Here is a 16,439-nt window from a genome sequence, read left to right as displayed (position 1 = left end):
CGTCCCGCCCCCTCGCACACCTAAGGAACGCAACTGATGGAGCTCGGTCTCGTCGGCCTCGGCAAGATGGGCGGCAACATGCGCGAGCGGATCCGCCGCGCGGGCCACACCGTCGTCGGATACGACCGCAATCCGGACCTCGCCGATGTCCACAGCCTGGAAGAGCTTGTGGGCAAGCTCAGTGCCCCGCGCGTGGTCTGGGTCATGGTCCCGGCCGGTGAGGCCACGCAGGCCACCGTCGACCGGCTCGGCGAGCTGCTGGAGCCCGGTGACGTCGTCGTGGACGGCGGGAACTCCCGCTGGACGGACGACGAGAAGCACGCGGAGGAGCTGGCGGCCAAGGGCATCGGCTTCGTCGACTGCGGCGTCTCGGGCGGCGTGTGGGGCCTGGAGAACGGCTATGCGCTGATGTACGGCGGGGACGCCGAGAACGTCGCCAAGGTGCAGCCGGTCTTCGACGCCCTGAAGCCGGAGGGCGACTTCGGTGCCGTGCACGCCGGCAAGGTGGGTGCGGGCCACTTCGCGAAGATGGTCCACAACGGCATCGAGTACGCGATGATGCAGGCCTACGCCGAGGGCTGGGAGCTGCTGGAGAAGGTCGACTCGGTGGAGAACGTCCGCGAGGTCTTCCGCTCCTGGCAGGAGGGCACGGTGATCCGTTCCTGGCTGCTGGACCTGGCGGTCAACGCGCTCGACGAGGACGAGCACCTGGACGAGCTGCGGGGTTATGCACAGGACTCCGGTGAGGGACGCTGGACGGTGGAGGCCGCGATCGACAACGCGGTGCCGCTGCCGGCGATCACGGCGTCGCTGTTCGCGCGGTTCGCGTCCCGGCAGGACGACTCGCCGCAGATGAAGATGATCGCCGCGCTGCGCAATCAGTTCGGCGGCCACGCGGTCGAGAAGAAGTAAGCAACACCCGAAGGTTGGGGAGGTCGGCGAACGACCATGCACGTCACGCATCTGTCGCTGGCCGACTTCCGCTCGTACGCCCGGGTCGAGGTTCCGCTGGACCCGGGCGTCACCGCGTTCGTGGGTCCGAACGGGCAGGGGAAGACGAATCTCGTCGAGGCGGTCGGTTACCTCGCGTCCCTCGGCAGTCACCGGGTCTCCTCCGATGCGCCCCTGGTCCGCATGGGTGCCGAGCGTGCGGTGATTCGCGCGCAGGTCCGGCAGGGCGAGCGGCAGCAGCTGATCGAGCTGGAGCTGAACCCGGGGAAGGCCAACCGTGCCCGGGTCAACAGGTCCTCGCAGGTCAGGCCGCGTGATGTGCTCGGTATCGTGCGTACCGTCCTGTTCGCGCCCGAGGATCTCGCGCTGGTGAAGGGTGATCCCGGTGAGCGGCGTCGTTTCCTGGACGAGTTGATCACCGCGCGTTCGCCGCGCATGGCCGGGGTGCGGTCCGACTACGACCGGGTGCTGCGGCAGCGGAACACGTTGCTGAAGTCGGCGGCGCTCGCCCGTCGGCACGGTGGTCGCACGATGGACCTGTCGACGCTGGACGTCTGGGATCAGCATCTGGCGCGTGCGGGTGCAGAGCTGCTTGCGCAGCGGTTGGATCTGATCGCGGCGGTTCAGCCGCTGGCGGACAAGGCGTACGAGCAGCTGGCGCCGGGTGGTGGTCCGGTCGCGCTGGAGTACAAGCCGTCGGCGCCGGGTGAGGCGCACACGCGTGAGGATCTCTACGAGCAGCTGATGGGCGCGCTCACCGGGGCGCGCAAGCAGGAGATCGAGCGGGGCGTCACTCTGGTGGGGCCGCATCGGGACGATCTGCTGCTCAAACTCGGTCAGCTGCCGGCGAAGGGGTACGCCTCGCACGGTGAGTCGTGGTCCTACGCGCTGGCGTTGCGGCTGGCGTCGTTCGATCTTCTCCGGGCGGAGGGGAACGAGCCCGTGCTCGTTCTCGACGACGTCTTCGCGGAGCTGGACGCGCGGCGGCGGGAGCGGCTGGCCGAGCTGGTGGCTCCCGGTGAGCAGGTGCTGGTGACGGCCGCGGTCGACGACGACGTGCCGCACGTGCTGGCGGGGGCGCGGTTCGCGGTGGCCGAGGGGTCGGTGGAGCGGGTATGAGCGCGGACGGGCCCGTTCCCGGGAGGTCTTCGGGAGAGCAGGGGCAGAAGGGTCGAGAGGGCGGGGCCGCCGCGGAGCCGTCCGGTGTGGATCTCGCGCGGGTGGCGCTGAGGGCGGCGCGGGAGGCGGCACGCGCGCGTGGGGACGCGGTGCAGCAGAAGAAGCAGGCGCGTCGTGGTGGTCTGCGTTCGGGTGCGCGTGCCGACGGGCGTGATCCGATGGCGCTCGGTTCGGCGATCAACCGGTTGATCACGGAGCGGGGCTGGGAGACGCCGGCGGCGGTGGGCGGTGTGATGGGCCGTTGGCCGCAGATCGTCGGTGAGGACGTGGCCAAGCACTGTGTGCCGGAGCGCTATGACGAGGACGAGCGGGTGCTGGTGGTGCGCTGCGACTCGACGGCCTGGGCGACGAATCTGCGGTTGCTGGCGCCGACGCTGGTGGCGCGGCTCAATGAGGATCTCGGGCATGGTTCCGTGCGGATGATCAAGGTGCAGGGGCCGGGTGGTCCGGGTGGTCCCGGTCGTCGGTACGGGCCGTTGCGGGCTCCTGGGAGCCGGGGGCCGGGGGACACGTACGGGTGATCTGCCGCCCCGTCAGGGGTGGGTGATGTACCTCACATGTAGAGGCGTCAACGGCCGGTGTGAGTCGTTGGCGCCTGGTTTGTCGTATCACCGCACACGGTTGCGAATCGCGATCTGACTCCCAAGTAGCCAAGGGTTGACGCCCCGAAGCGCTGAGTGCCGTCGTGAGCCTCTTGAGGCCCCCTTCCGCATATCGGGAGTCGGACGAGCCTCGTTCAGGGCGGCACATGCGGACTCAGGTACCGGCAAACCCCCATCAGTGTCAGTGGTACCGGTAGAATGGAAGACAATCCCGCCCCAGAATGTGGGGACCGTCCGGGACTAGCTGAGCAACGCTGATCAAGGCTTACCAACGCAACATGCCGCAGCCGCTCCGGCAACCCGCCGACGAGCCCGGCTCGTGCTGTGCCAGAAAGGGCGCTTCGTGGCCGATTCCGGCAACCCCAACGAGAACAACCCGTCCACCGACACCGGCGTGAACGACGCGGTGAGCACCTCGCACGGCGAGGCTTCCGCCTCGTACGACGCCAGTGCCATCACCGTCCTCGAGGGTCTGGACGCGGTCCGCAAGCGACCCGGTATGTACATCGGCTCGACCGGTGAGCGCGGCCTGCACCACCTGGTGCAGGAGGTCGTGGACAACTCCGTCGACGAGGCGCTGGCCGGCCACGCGGACACCATCGACGTCACGATCCTCGCCGACGGCGGTGTCCGGGTCGTGGACAACGGCCGTGGCATCCCGGTGGGCATCGTCCCCTCCGAGGGCAAGCCCGCCGTCGAGGTCGTGCTGACCGTGCTGCACGCGGGCGGCAAGTTCGGCGGCGGCGGTTACGCGGTCTCCGGCGGTCTGCACGGCGTGGGTGTCTCCGTCGTCAACGCCCTCTCCTCGAAGGTCGCCGTGGAGGTCCGGACCGACGGCTACCGCTGGACGCAGGACTACAAGGTGGGTGTCCCCACGGCACCGCTGGCTCGGCACGAGGCCACCGAGGAGACCGGCACGTCGGTCACCTTCTGGGCCGACGGCGACATCTTCGAGACCACCGACTACTCCTTCGAGACGCTCTCCCGGCGCTTTCAGGAGATGGCCTTCCTCAACAAGGGCCTGAGGATCAACCTCACCGACGAGCGCGAGTCGGCGAAGGCCACCGCGGGCGCGGACGAGGCGGGCGAGGACGAGAAGCACGAGGTCAAGAGCGTCTCGTACCACTACGAGGGCGGCATCGTCGACTTCGTGAAGTACCTCAACTCCCGCAAGGGAGAGCTGGTGCACCCCACCGTGATCGACCTCGAGGCGGAGGACAAGGACAAGAACCTGTCCCTCGAGGTCGCGATGCAGTGGAACGGCGGCTACACCGAGGGTGTGTACTCCTTCGCCAACATCATCCACACGCACGAGGGCGGTACGCACGAGGAGGGCTTCCGGGCGGCGCTCACCTCGCTGATCAACAAGTACGCGCGGGACAAGAAGCTGCTGCGCGAGAAGGACGACAACCTCACGGGTGACGACATCCGCGAGGGTCTGACCGCGATCATCTCGGTGAAGCTGAGCGAGCCGCAGTTCGAGGGGCAGACCAAGACGAAGCTGGGCAACACCGAGGTGAAGACCTTCGTCCAGAAGGTCGTCTACGAGCACCTGACCGACTGGCTCGACCGCAATCCGAACGAGGCGGCGGACATCATCCGCAAGGGCATCCAGGCGGCCACCGCGCGCGTGGCGGCCCGCAAGGCCCGTGACCTGACCCGTCGTAAGGGTCTGCTGGAGTCGGCGTCGCTGCCGGGCAAGCTGTCCGACTGCCAGTCGAACGACCCGACCAAGTGCGAGATCTTCATCGTCGAGGGCGACTCCGCCGGCGGTTCGGCCAAGTCCGGCCGGAACCCCCAGTACCAGGCGATCCTCCCGATCCGCGGCAAGATCCTCAACGTCGAGAAGGCGCGCATCGACCGGATCCTGCAGAACCAGGAGATCCAGGCGATGATCTCCGCGTTCGGCACGGGTGTGCACGAGGACTTCGACATCGAGAAGCTTCGCTATCACAAGATCATCCTGATGGCGGACGCCGACGTCGACGGCCAGCACATCAACACCCTGCTGCTGACCTTCCTGTTCCGCTTCATGCGGCCGCTGGTCGAGGCCGGGCACGTGTACCTGTCCCGTCCGCCGCTGTACAAGATCAAGTGGGGTCGGGACGACTTCGAGTACGCGTACTCGGACCGTGAGCGCGACGCGCTGATCGAGATGGGCCGCAACGCCGGCAAGCGCATCCGCGAGGACTCCGTGCAGCGCTTCAAGGGTCTCGGCGAGATGAACGCCGAGGAGCTGCGCATCACGACCATGGACCAGGAGCACCGCGTGCTCGGCCAGGTCACGCTCGACGACGCCGCGCAGGCCGACGACCTGTTCTCGGTGCTGATGGGCGAGGACGTCGAGGCCCGCCGCGCGTTCATCCAGCGCAACGCCAAGGACGTCCGCTTCCTCGACATCTGAGTCGGTCTCAGCTGACCGCACCAGGAAGGATCTTCACCAGCAATGACCGACGAGAACACTCCTGTGACGACGCCCGAGGGCGACGCCCTGGCGATGCGTGTCGAGCCCGTCGGGCTCGAGACGGAGATGCAGCGCTCGTACCTCGACTACGCGATGTCCGTCATCGTCTCGCGTGCGCTGCCCGACGTCCGTGACGGCCTCAAGCCCGTCCACCGCCGGGTGCTGTACGCGATGTACGACGGCGGCTACCGGCCCGAGCGCGGCTTCTACAAGTGCGCCCGCGTCGTCGGCGACGTCATGGGCAACTACCACCCGCACGGCGACAGCTCCATCTACGACGCCCTGGTCCGCCTCGCCCAGCCGTGGTCGATGCGCATGCCGCTCGTCGACTCCAACGGCAACTTCGGCTCGCCGGGCAACGACCCGGCGGCGGCCATGCGGTACACCGAGTGCAAGATGGCGCCGCTGTCGATGGAGATGGTCCGCGACATCGACGAGGAGACCGTCGACTTCACGGACAACTACGACGGCCGCTCCCAGGAGCCGACCGTCCTGCCCGCCCGCTTCCCGAACCTGCTGATCAACGGCTCGGCCGGTATCGCGGTCGGCATGGCGACCAACATCCCGCCGCACAACCTGCGCGAGGTCGCGGCCGGCGCCCAGTGGTACCTGGAGAACCCGGAGGCGTCCCACGAGGACCTCCTGGACGCGCTGATCGAGCGCATCAAGGGCCCCGACTTCCCGACCGGCGCCCTGGTGGTGGGCCGCAAGGGCATCGAGGAGGCCTACCGCACCGGGCGCGGCTCGATCACCATGCGCGCGGTCGTCGAGGTCGAGGAGATCCAGAACCGCCAGTGCCTGGTGGTCACGGAGCTCCCGTACCAGACCAACCCGGACAACCTGGCGCAGAAGATCGCCGACCTGGTGAAGGACGGCAAGATCGGCGGCATCGCGGACGTCCGTGACGAGACGTCGTCGCGCACCGGCCAGCGCCTGGTCATCGTCCTCAAGCGGGACGCGGTCGCCAAGGTCGTGCTGAACAACCTCTACAAGCACACCGACCTGCAGACCAACTTCGGCGCCAACATGCTGGCCCTGGTCGACGGCGTGCCGCGCACCCTCTCCCTGGACGCGTTCATCCGCCACTGGGTGAACCACCAGATCGAGGTCATCGTCCGCCGTACGCGCTTCAGGCTGCGCAAGGCCGAGGAGCGGGCGCACATCCTGCGCGGCCTGCTCAAGGCCCTGGACGCCATCGACGACGTCATCGCGCTGATCCGGCGCAGCGACACCGTCGAGATCGCGCGCGGGGGCCTGATGGACCTCCTGGAGATCGACGAGATCCAGGCCAACGCGATCCTGGAGATGCAGCTGCGGCGCCTGGCGGCACTGGAGCGGCAGAAGATCGTCCAGGAGCACGACGAACTCCAGGCGAAGATCAACGAGTACAACGAGATCCTCGCCTCGCCGGTCCGCCAGCGCGGGATCGTCAGCGCGGAACTGACGGCGCTCGTCGAGAAGTTCGGCGACGACCGCAAGACCAAGCTGATCCCGTACGAGGGCGACATGTCCATCGAGGACCTGATCGCCGAGGAGGACATCGTCGTCACGGTCACCCGGGGCGGCTACATCAAGCGCACCAAGACCGACGACTACCGCGCCCAGAAGCGCGGCGGCAAGGGCGTGCGCGGCACGAAGCTCAAGGAAGACGACATCGTCAACCACTTCTTCGTGTCCACCACGCACCACTGGCTGCTGTTCTTCACCAACAAGGGCCGGGTCTACCGGGTGAAGGCGTACGAGCTGCCCGACGCCGGCCGGGACGCGCGCGGTCAGCACGTGGCGAACCTGCTGGCCTTCCAGCCGGACGAGACGATCGCCCAGATCCGCGCGATCCGCGACTACGAGGCGGTGCCCTACCTGGTCCTGGCCACCAAGGCCGGTCTGGTGAAGAAGACGTCACTGAAGGACTACGACTCGCCGCGATCCGGTGGCGTGATCGCCATCAACCTGCGGGAGCAGGAGGACGGCAGCGACGACGAGCTGATCGGAGCCGAACTCGTCTCGGCCGAGGACGATCTGCTGCTGATCAGCAAGAAGGCGCAGTCGATCAGGTTCACCGCCTCGGACGACACGCTGCGTCCGATGGGCCGTGCCACCTCGGGCGTCAAGGGCATGAGTTTCCGCGAAGGGGACGAGCTGCTCTCGATGAATGTTGTTCGAGCCGGTACGTTCGTGTTCACTGCCACTGACGGCGGTTACGCGAAGCGGACCTCTGTCGACGAGTACCGCGTCCAGGGCCGCGGCGGCCTCGGCATCAAGGCTGCCAAGATTGTCGAGGACCGCGGATCGCTCGTGGGCGCGCTGGTGGTCGAGGAGCACGACGAGATCCTCGCCATCACACTCTCGGGCGGTGTGATTCGCACGCGAGTCAGCGGGGTCAGGGAGACGGGCCGTGACACCATGGGCGTCCAACTGATCAATCTGGGCAAGCGCGATGCCGTGGTCGGCATCGCACGCAACGCCGAGGCGGGACGCGAGGCGGAGGAGGTCGACGGCGATGTGGTCGTCGACGAGACCGCCGAGGATGCCGCGACCACCGGCACGGACGAGGGCGAGGCGCCCTCGGCCGAGTAGCACGAGGAGAGAGTCATCGTGAGCGGAGCCACGGGCGCCGGATCGGCCGGTACCTCCACGGGTACGGAAACGGGCGGCGGCGGCCGTGGCTCCGCCGCGCGTGCCAAGGACCCGCACACGACTCGGCTCCGCAAGATCGACGACGGCGCGGCCGATTCGCACTCGGCGAGCTCCAAGACGCATGGATCCCAGGGGGGAACTGTGACGGACACCCGAGGCCAGCAGACTCAGCAGTCGGCCTCGCCGCTGCCGGGCGAACGGCAGCCCCAGCAACCTGGCGGGCCGTACCACCCGCCGCAGGCGTACCAGACGCAGGGCGGCGACCCGTCCTCCGGCGCGGTACGCCGCCCGCGCACCGGCGCGCGCACCACGCCCCGCGTCCGCAAGGCACGCCTGCGCGTGGCGAAGGCCGACCCGTGGTCGGTGATGAAGGTCAGCTTCCTGCTCTCCATCGCGCTCGGCATCTGCACGATCGTCGCGTCCGCGGTGCTGTGGATGGTCATGGACGCCATGGGCGTCTTCTCGACGGTCGGCGGCACCATCTCCGAGGCGACCGGCTCGAACGAGTCCAACGGCTTCGACCTGCAGTCGTTCCTGTCGCTGCCCAACGTGCTGCTGTTCACGACGGTCATCGCGGTCATCGACGTCGTCCTCGCGACGGCGCTGGCCACGCTCGGTGCGTTCATCTACAACCTCTCCGCCGGCTTCGTCGGCGGTGTCGAGCTGACGCTCGCCGAGGACGAGTGAGCGCACCGGATTTTGGGACTGCCCCTGTCGTGCGCTAATCTTCAGGAGTCAGCGCGCGGGACACACACCCCGCAAAGCGCGGCGGGGCTATAGCTCAGTTGGTTAGAGCGCATCCCTGATAAGGATGAGGCCACAGGTTCAAATCCTGTTAGCCCCACCAGCGAAAAGACCCCCAGTCGGTATCGGCTGGGGGTCTTTGACATCCACGGCTGACATCAGCGGCGGTCACGGAACCGGCCTCAGCTTCCCAGCGTCGTGCTCGGTACGGATGCTGCGCTGAGGAGGACTGTGGAAGGCGATCCGCCATGGTGGGGGATCTTCGTGATCTCGGCCGGAGTGACAGTGGTCCTTGGGGCAGTCTTCCTGTCCGTGATCGGGGTAGTGGCGCTCAGTGTGACGTGGGTACGCAGCAGGTTCCGCCGCGGGCCATCCAGTGGACGCGTCAGCCGATGAGCGGATCTTCCAGAAGCTCGGCGAGCATGCCCACCGCTTCGCGCTCACTGTCGCCGACGACGTGCGTGTAGACGTCCATGGTCATGCTGATCTGGCTGTGACGGAGGATCGCCTGAGCGACCTTGGGATGCAGCTTCAGGAAGGCCAGCAGGGTCCCGCAGGTGTGTCGAGCAAGGCGGACCGTGATCCGGCGGACGCCGGCGCGCTTGACGAGCCGATCGAAGGTGCGGGAGAAGCCCACCGGATCGATCATGCCGCCGTGCTCCGAGGAGAAGATCAGGTCATGGTCTGGCTCCTGAGACCAGTGCTCACCGGCGATCTTCCGCTCCAGCTCTTGCAGCTCCCGGCGCTCATGACTACCGGCCTGAGCATGTTGAAGGCACTCGGCTGGTCGACCCTACGCCGGGGCCCGCCGGCCGAGGCGGTGGATTTCGCGTGCTGTACGACGCGGGTTACGAGATCGATCACATGAAGGAGCGACTGTTCGCCCGTGCCGCTACACCGGAAGAGGCGAAGCAGCTCCAGCTACCGCCGGGCGAACCGGTCGTCGAGCTGCATCGGACGACCTATACGGCCGCGGGCACCGTCGTGGAGTACGCCATCGGGGTACACGCGGCATCGCGCTTTGCTTGGGAGTACGACTTCAAGGTGCCCGACTCGGCGAAGGACAGGGAAGGCCAGCAGTGATCTCAGCACAGGACTGGGCGGACGCCCGGCGCGTATGGGACTACCACCAGATGGGCCAGACGCCCCGGCCGTGCTCGGTTGCCATCGGGCTCGGTAGCCACGACCTGGGCGTGGCCGACACGGCGGTGAACCTGTACAAGCGCGGCATGGCCCCCCTGCTCCTGTTCACCGGTGCCACCAGCCCCACGACGCGGGAGCGTATGCCCCGCGGCGAAGCAGTCCACTACCAGGAACGGGCAGTGGAACTCGGTGTCCCCAGCACGGCCATCCTCGTAGAGCTGCGCGCCCGCAACACGGGGGAGAACATCCGCTTCTCGCGAGAGCTGTTGGAGCAGGAGGGGATCGAGGTTTCTTCGGTGCTCCTCATCAGCAAGCCCTACGAGGAGCGACGAGCGTACGCCACCGCACGCAAGCTTTGGCCCGCAGTCGAGATCGTCAGTGCTTCCGCTCCCATGACGCTCGACGAGTACGTCGACTCCATCGGTGACGCCCGGTTGGTGATCGACATGCTGGTTGGTGCGCTGCAGCGACTGATGATCTATCCGGAGCAGGGATTCATGATCAGCCAATCAGTGCCCGCCGACGTGCTGGAGGCGTACGAGCGCCTGTGCGAAGCCGGCTTCACGAGCCGACTCCTGGCCACTGACGTGCCTTCGTCTTGACCCGAACCAAGCGAGAGCTGTTACAGGTTTCTCTACCTCATCAGGCCCCGGCTGCGCTCCGCTCCGCCGGGCGCGCTTCCCGGCTCCGCCGCCCTCCGCGCTCATGCCTCCGGCCCGCGCTGCGGGCGCTGCGCCGACGCGCGCCCACGTGTGGGTAGGGCCAAGGGCCATGAGTCGAGCACCGCATAGCGAGGCCGCGGTCAAAGCATGCCTCCGGCGGGGGCGCTCAGGCTCCAGGATGGCGGGGGCGCCGTTCGCGAGTGCCGGCGGAGTAGTGGCGTGCACGGGGAGCTCACATCCCGTCTGCCATCGACCCAGGCAGAGCCGAGCAGACGCGGCCCCTGGCGTCCAGGTCGTTCGTACAGTGGCGCGCTCCACCTGGACGCCAGGGACCACGCCCGCTCCACGGTGTGTGGGTCGACGGCAGACGGGATGGGAGCTGGGGTGAGTGGTGGGTGAGGAAGTGGGCGGCTAATTAGTCGCGCTTGGGCCAGATCGGGCCCTGGTCGGTCCAGATGACGCCCTTGTTGCGGCACAGGCAGAAGGGGTGGCCGATCGGGTCGGTATAGACCTGCCAGCCGTAGCCGTTGGGGCCGATGAAGTCCTGTTTCAGCGTCGCGCCGAGGTCGAGGACGCGGCGCTGCTCGGACTCGATCTCGTCCACTTCGAAGTCGAGGTGGAACTGCTTGGGGTGCTCGGTGTCGGGCCACTGCGGAGCTCGGTAGTCGTCCACCCGGATGAATGCCAGCTCGATCTCGCCGAACTGGATGCCAGCCCAGTCCTCGGAGCTGCCTTCTTTGATCGGACGGCCCGTCACCTCGGAGTAGAAAGCCGCCAGCTTCATCGTGTCCGGGCAGTCGATAATGAAATCGGTGAGTCGCAGCATCCCGCGATCTTGTCACAAGCTCACCCGCAGGCCCCGTTCACCAGGGGCGGCCAGGTTTGTACCGCAGGTGCGGATCAGCAGCGGACTTCGGCGGAGCCGCTTAGTAGGCTGTGTGAGGTTTGTCAAGAGCGCCCCTCATCGCTGACACCAGTACCTGACACCGACAAGGCCGGACAGCGGCGTACACCGCCGTACCTCGACGGACAGCCAGTCGAGGCGGGAGACGAGTTGGCCGATGTTCCAAGGGTCCCATGATCGACCTGATAAGGATGAGGCCACAGGTTCAAATCCTGTTAGCCCCACCAGCGAAGAGAACCCCCAGTCGGTAGCGGCTGGGGGTCTTTTGCATCTAGGGCATCTACAGCATCTGCTGCATTCAAGGCACCATCCACCCGCTCGTGGCGTGCGAAAAGACCCGACCGCTGGCGACGGGGGATGCGCCAGCGGTCGGGCTGTGGCCAAGGCTAACAAGGACGGATGCCTTGCGGGAGGCATTCACTGGTCGCAGGGCGGCTCGTAGGAGAGGCGGGGCAGGTACTCGTGCCACTTGTCCTTGGTCAGCACGCCGCGGGTGGTCGAGCAGATGCGGTCGATGGCGTCGTCCACGTCCAGGTTCCACAGCCGGACGGTGTCCGTGCCGCTCGAGACTCCGAGCATGTGGCTCATGGGGCTGAAGGACAGGAAGTTGCCGGTTTTGGCGTTGGGGCTCATGGCCTGGCCGATGGGGGAGGCTTCCGCGGGTGTGGTGACGTCCCAGAGCCGGACCGCGTTGTCGTTGCCGCCGCTCGCCAGGGTGGCGCCGTCGTGGCTGAAGGTCAGGGACACCACCGAGTCGGTGTGTCCGGTGAGCGTGGCGTCCGGCCGGGTCGGTCCGGCCGGGTCGGTGAGGTTCCACAGCCGTACCGTGCCGTCGTCGCTGCCGCTGGCCAGCGTGCGGCCGTCCGGGCTGTAGGCCAGCGCGTTGACGGGCCCCAGGTGACCCTCGAGGGGCCCGCCGAGGCGGGTGGCGTGCCGGGGGTCGGTGACGTCCCAGAGCCGTACGGTGTCGTCCGCGCTGCCGCTGGCGAGCGTGCGGCCGTCCGGGCTGAAGGCGAGGGTGTTGACGTAGCCCTTGTGGCCGGTGAGCGGCGTGCCGAGCGGGCGGAGGTCGGACGGGTCGTCGGTGTTCCACAGCTGGACGGTGCGGTCGTCGAGGGCCGTGGCGAGGGTGTGTCCGTCCGGGCTGTAGGCCAGCGCGTCGGGGCCCGCGTAGCGCGTCCGCAGGGCCACGGGCGGGCCGTGGGCGGTGGCCCGGGCCGGGTCGGTGACGTCCCACAGCTGTACCGCGCGGCTTCCCGTCAGCACCGCGAGCGTGGCGCCGTCCGGGGAGAACACCAGCGACCGCACGTCGCCCTCCCCCGGCCGGAACGGCGGGCCCAGGGACACGGGCCGGGCGGGGTTCGTCACGTTCCACAGCCGGACCCTGCCGTCGCGGGCCGCCGTGGCCAGCACGCGCCCGTCCGGGCCGAGCACCCCGATGCGGCCGATCATGTCCGAGGTGGGGATCGACCACAGGCGGACCTTGCTGTCGCCGCTGCCGGTGGCGAGGGTGCGGCCGTCCGGACTGAAGCCGAGGGCGTACATCTCCCCGCTGCTCCCGGCGAGGGGCATGCCGACCTGGGAGGGGTAGGCCGGGTCGCTGACGTTCCACAGGCTCGCGGTGCTGTCCGCGCTGCTCGCGGCGAGCATGTCGCCGTCGGGGCTGAAGGCCACGGACCAGACGGGGCCGGTGTGACCGGTGAGCGGTGAGCCGATCCGGGTGGCGTGGCGCGGGTCGCTCACGTCCCAGAGCCGTACGGTGTCGTCCGCGCCGCCGCTGGCGAGGGTGCGGCCGTCGGGGCTGAAGGCCACGGAGTGCACCAGGTCGGAGTGGCCGGTCAGCGGCGTGCCGAGGGGCTCGGGACGGCGCGGGTCGGTCACGTTCCACAGGTGGATCGTGTCGTCGTCGCCGCCGGCCGCTAGGGTCCGCCCGTCGGGGGCGAACGCCACCGAGCGCATCGCGGCGGTGGAGCCCGTCAGCGTGCCGAGCGCCTTCGGACGGCGCCGGTCGGCCACGTTCCACAGGCGCACGGCGTGGTCGTCGTGGGCGGAGGCCAGGGTGCGGCCGTCCGGGGCGAAGGCGAGCAGGTAGACGGTGCCGCCGTGGCCGGCCAGGGGAGCGCCGAGCGGGCGCGGGCGGCCGGGATCGCTCACGTCCCACAGCCGGATCGTGCCGTCGTCCGAGGCACTGGCCAGGGTGCGGCCGTCCGGGCTGAACACCGCGGCGCTCACCCAGCTCGTGTGGCCGGTGAGGGGCTTGCCGAGCGGTTCGGGGCGGGCCGGGTCCGTCATGTCCCACAGCCGGACGGTGCGGTCGTAGCTGGCCGTCGCCAGGGTCTGTCCGTCCGGGCTGAAGGAGGTGAGGTAGACGGCGCCCGTGTGTCCGAGGAGCGGGGTGGCCAGCGGTGCGTTCACGATCGAGATCAGCCGGTTCCGTACGTCCTCGTCGTCCGGCCGCAGGCGGTGGGCCACCAGGTCCAGCTGGGCCGACAGCGACGGGTCCGTGTCCTGGACGCGGTCCGCCTCGGCGACCACCTGCTCGAACACCGCGTCGTTGCGTTCCTGCCACGCGAGCACCGCCGAACCGACGGCCACGAGCGCCAGGACGAGCAGCGCCGACACCGCGCCGCGACGGAGCAGGACGGTGCGCCTGCGCAGCCTGACCGCGGCGGCCAGGAAGTCCACCGCGCTCCGCGTCAGATACGTGCCGTCGGCCGACTTCGCCCAGTTGTGGGCCTGTTCCAGCCGGGAGCCCCGGTAGAGCAGCGAGGTGTCGCGGTCCGACTCCTCCCAGGCGCTGCCGTCCTCCTCCAGCCGCTGGCGCAGCAGGTTGCCGCCCCGGTCCTCGTCGATCCAGTCGCGCAGGCGCGGCCAGGCGTGCAGCAGCGCTTCGTGGGTGATCTCCACGGTGTCCGCGTCGAGGGTCACCAGCCGGGCGCGGACCAGCGCCTCGAGCGACTCCTCCGTCTTGCCGGGGTCCCTGGACTCCTCGGCCAGCCGGCGCCGCGTGCCCCGCCTGCGGGTGGCCCGGGTGTCCTCGCTCAGCCGGACCAGTCGGAGCAGGAGCACCCGCGCGGCCGTGCGGGCCGCCGGGTCGAGGTCGGACCAGGCGCGTTCGGCGGTCGCCGCGACCGCTCCCTGGATGCCGCCGGCCGCGCGGTAGCCGGCCAGCGTCAGCCGGCCGGCCTTGCGGCGCTGCCAGGTGGCGAGCAGGGCGTGGGAGAGGAGCGGCAGCACACCCGCGTCGTGGGCGCCGCGCGGTCCGTCGGAGCTCACCTCGCGGACGATCAGCTCCGCCAGGCCCGGTTCGAGTTCCATGCCCACGGCCTTGGCCGGGCCGGTCACCGCCTCGCGCAGCTCCGCGGTGGTCAGCGGCCCGAGCACCATGTGCCGGTGCTGCAACGCGTCGGCCAGTTCGGGGTGGCGCAGGCACTGCTCGTAGAAGTCGGCGCGTACCCCGAGGGCCACCAGTACGGGGGCGGGCTCCCCCGGGCCGCCGGGCGTGCAGGCCGCCTGGAGGAGCCGGACGAACGCGTGCCGGTCCGCCTCGTCGGCGCAGAGGGTGAAGATCTCCTCGAACTGGTCCACGATGACGACCGGGCGGGCGGGCGACGACGTGGCGCGGGCCCACTGCGCGACGGCCTCCCTGGCCGCGCGGGTGACGTCCGGGGCGCCGGCCGCCTCCTGCCCCGCCGGATCCCGCGCGGCGGAGACGACGGGGGCGAGCCCCGGTATCCGGCGGGTCAGCTCCGCGAGCGGATCGTTTCCGGGGACGAGCTGGAGCACTTCCCTCGCCGGGCCGGCTCCGCCGGCGGGCGCGCCGTCGCGCAGGGCGGGCACCAGACCCGCGTTCAGCAGGGACGACTTCCCCGCCCCCGAGGCGCCCACGAGCATGACCAGGCCGCCGGTGTCCTCCGCCGCGCGGAGCTGGGCGACGAGGGCGTCGGTGCTGCGTTCCCGTCCGAAGAACCAGTCGGTGTCCTCGGGGCGGTAGGCGGCCAGCCCGCGGTAGGGGCAGACGCCGCCGGTGGCGGCCGGGGCCTCGGCCGGGGGGGCATGGTCGTCCGCGGCGGGTGGCGCGGGGCGTTCGCCGGTCGGGTCGGCGACCGCCCGCTCCCACAGGCGCTGCCACTGCGCGATGTCGTACAGGCCCGGGGAGACGGGGACCGGTCGTGTGCGCCGGGCCGGGGGGATCAGGACGTGCAGCACCGCCGCGAGGGCGGGGAACTGGGCGGGTACGTTCCTGGCCCGCCGCCAGTCGCTGATCCGCTGGGCGGAAACCCGTACGGGCCGGCCCCGTTCGTCGACCCGCTGCAGCCGGACGACCGCCTCGGACACCCGTTTCAGGGGAGGGTTGCCTGCCTCTTTGTACAGCAGTGCGAGACGTTCGGCGAAGGCCGTGCGTGCCCCTGAGTCGGAACTCAAGGCCTCCACTCCTTTGCTCCCCCGCACCTGGACGTCCGGACCGGAAAACTCACTCTATACGCCTGACCTGCGGTTACATCGTTGTTCTGAGTCCGGAACCTCCTCGGTGGGGGCCTGGGCTGGCAGGATCACGTCACAGGCGCGGGTCGGCCGTCCGGTGGCCGGACAGGTCAGCGGCTCGGCGCTCGGCCGGTCGTCCGATGCGGCCGAACGTTCTCGGTCGGCTTTCGACGGCGGCGCCGTGCGCGGTGGCAGCGGTTGCGTCATGCCCGCCACCTACCCCGTATCCCGTCTCCCGTCCCCTGTCCTCCGTCCCTCCTCGACCCGGCCCGGCACCGCGGACCAACGCCGCCGGAATGGTGTGGTACCGGTCCCCACGAGGGGAGGGACCGGTGCCAGACCATGCCGGCGGGCGCGCGGGGCGGTGATGGCCGGGAGCAACGGGCGAGCGGGCAGGGCGGATTCACCGTGCCGGTCCGTGGGCAGGCACGTCGTGATGGTTCCCGCTTCGCCCGCCGCAGGAGTGCGCACATGAGGATCTCCGTCGACCCCGAGCAGTGTTACGGCTCCGGCGACTGCGTCCACCGGGCCCCGTCCGTCTTCACCGTGGTGAACGGGTTCGGTGCCGTGATCCCCGGACGGGAGAACGACGTCGACGCCCCCCGGGTGCGCGAGGCGGCCGAGGGGTGCCCGTCCGCCGCGATCACCCTCCGGGACGAGGAGTGAGG

The 16,439-nt window shown here is 69.5% G+C and carries 11 protein-coding genes, 1 tRNA gene and 1 pseudogene; 10 read left to right on the top strand and 3 right to left on the bottom strand.

The features are described from left to right. Positions 1 to 36: 36 nt before the first annotated feature. The 7 genes from gnd (at position 37) to ACIGO6_RS14670 (ending at position 8,680) form a co-directional block, all read left to right on the top strand. Positions 37 to 912: a phosphogluconate dehydrogenase (NAD(+)-dependent, decarboxylating) gene (gene gnd, locus ACIGO6_RS14700; protein WP_311571252.1), complete on the top strand. Its 876-nt coding sequence runs from the start codon at positions 37 to 39 to the stop codon at positions 910 to 912. Between the two features lie 36 nt (positions 913 to 948). Next, the gene (recF, locus tag ACIGO6_RS14695; RefSeq protein WP_399875527.1) at positions 949 to 2,070 is read left to right on the top strand and encodes a DNA replication/repair protein RecF; all 1,122 of its coding nucleotides are present in this window, start codon (positions 949 to 951) and stop codon (positions 2,068 to 2,070) included. Then, positions 2,067 to 2,651 carry a DUF721 domain-containing protein gene (locus ACIGO6_RS14690; protein WP_399875525.1) on the top strand — a complete coding sequence of 195 codons (585 nt, stop codon included), beginning with the start codon at positions 2,067 to 2,069 and terminating at the stop codon, positions 2,649 to 2,651. The genes recF and ACIGO6_RS14690 overlap by 4 nt, the downstream gene beginning before the upstream one ends. A 424-nt stretch (positions 2,652 to 3,075) precedes the next feature. Beyond that, positions 3,076 to 5,136: a DNA topoisomerase (ATP-hydrolyzing) subunit B gene (gene gyrB / locus ACIGO6_RS14685; RefSeq protein ID WP_399875523.1), complete on the top strand. Its 2,061-nt coding sequence runs from the start codon at positions 3,076 to 3,078 to the stop codon at positions 5,134 to 5,136. A 42-nt stretch (positions 5,137 to 5,178) separates the two neighbouring features. Beyond that, positions 5,179 to 7,773 (top strand): DNA gyrase subunit A, encoded by a 2,595-nt coding sequence (gene gyrA, locus ACIGO6_RS14680; protein WP_399875522.1) that lies wholly within the window; start codon positions 5,179 to 5,181, stop codon positions 7,771 to 7,773. Between the two features lie 18 nt (positions 7,774 to 7,791). Next, positions 7,792 to 8,520, top strand: coding sequence for a DUF3566 domain-containing protein (locus ACIGO6_RS14675; RefSeq protein WP_399875520.1), 729 nt, complete (start codon positions 7,792 to 7,794; stop codon positions 8,518 to 8,520). 83 nt (positions 8,521 to 8,603) lie between these two features. Next, positions 8,604 to 8,680: transfer RNA gene (locus tag ACIGO6_RS14670), tRNA-Ile, on the top strand. 282 nt (positions 8,681 to 8,962) lie between these two features. Here the strand turns inward: ACIGO6_RS14670 and ACIGO6_RS14665 are convergent. Next, positions 8,963 to 9,304 carry a tyrosine-type recombinase/integrase gene (locus ACIGO6_RS14665; protein ID WP_399875860.1) on the bottom strand — a complete coding sequence of 114 codons (342 nt, stop codon included), beginning with the start codon at positions 9,302 to 9,304 and terminating at the stop codon, positions 8,963 to 8,965. 26 nt (positions 9,305 to 9,330) lie between these two features. Here ACIGO6_RS14665 and ACIGO6_RS14660 point away from each other — a divergent pair. Together ACIGO6_RS14660 and ACIGO6_RS14655 are read left to right on the top strand one after the other, a co-directional pair. Beyond that, positions 9,331 to 9,660: pseudogene (locus tag ACIGO6_RS14660) on the top strand (UTRA domain-containing protein); the annotation flags it as partial. Continuing rightward, positions 9,657 to 10,322, top strand: coding sequence for a YdcF family protein (locus ACIGO6_RS14655; protein WP_399875518.1), 666 nt, complete (start codon positions 9,657 to 9,659; stop codon positions 10,320 to 10,322). The pseudogene ACIGO6_RS14660 and the gene ACIGO6_RS14655, both read left to right, overlap by 4 nt. A 475-nt stretch (positions 10,323 to 10,797) precedes the next feature. Here ACIGO6_RS14655 and ACIGO6_RS14650 read toward each other — a convergent pair whose 3' ends face one another. Together ACIGO6_RS14650 and ACIGO6_RS14645 are read right to left on the bottom strand one after the other, a co-directional pair. Further along, on the bottom strand, positions 10,798 to 11,208 hold the full coding sequence (locus ACIGO6_RS14650; RefSeq protein WP_399875516.1) for a VOC family protein: 411 nt from the start codon (positions 11,206 to 11,208) through the stop codon (positions 10,798 to 10,800). 495 nt (positions 11,209 to 11,703) lie between these two features. Further along, complete coding sequence (locus tag ACIGO6_RS14645) at positions 11,704 to 15,720, bottom strand: AAA family ATPase (RefSeq protein ID WP_399875515.1); 4,017 nt, start codon at positions 15,718 to 15,720, stop codon at positions 11,704 to 11,706. A gap of 522 nt (positions 15,721 to 16,242) precedes the next feature. Between ACIGO6_RS14645 and ACIGO6_RS14640 the strand changes: the two genes are divergently transcribed. Then, on the top strand, positions 16,243 to 16,437 hold the full coding sequence (locus tag ACIGO6_RS14640; RefSeq protein ID WP_399875513.1) for a ferredoxin: 195 nt from the start codon (positions 16,243 to 16,245) through the stop codon (positions 16,435 to 16,437). Positions 16,438 to 16,439 lie beyond the last annotated feature (2 nt).

The organism is Streptomyces sp. NPDC053750, assembly GCF_044544295.1.
Classification (GTDB): domain Bacteria; phylum Actinomycetota; class Actinomycetes; order Streptomycetales; family Streptomycetaceae; genus Streptomyces.
This window is presented reverse-complemented; position numbering and strand designations above follow the sequence as displayed.

What these genes read in the sequence shown, in the direction of transcription:
- gyrA (WP_399875522.1), top strand. Translation starts at nt 5,179, where the DNA reads ATGACCGACGAGAACACTCCTGTGACGACGCCCGAGGGCGACGCCCTG.
- ACIGO6_RS14640 (WP_399875513.1), top strand. Translation starts at nt 16,243, where the DNA reads ATGAGGATCTCCGTCGACCCCGAGCAGTGTTACGGCTCCGGCGACTGC.
- recF (WP_399875527.1), top strand. Translation starts at nt 949, where the DNA reads ATGCACGTCACGCATCTGTCGCTGGCCGACTTCCGCTCGTACGCCCGG.
- ACIGO6_RS14690 (WP_399875525.1), top strand. Translation starts at nt 2,067, where the DNA reads ATGAGCGCGGACGGGCCCGTTCCCGGGAGGTCTTCGGGAGAGCAGGGG.
- ACIGO6_RS14650 (WP_399875516.1), bottom strand. Translation starts at nt 11,208, where the DNA reads ATGCTGCGACTCACCGATTTCATTATCGACTGCCCGGACACGATGAAG.
- gnd (WP_311571252.1), top strand. Translation starts at nt 37, where the DNA reads ATGGAGCTCGGTCTCGTCGGCCTCGGCAAGATGGGCGGCAACATGCGC.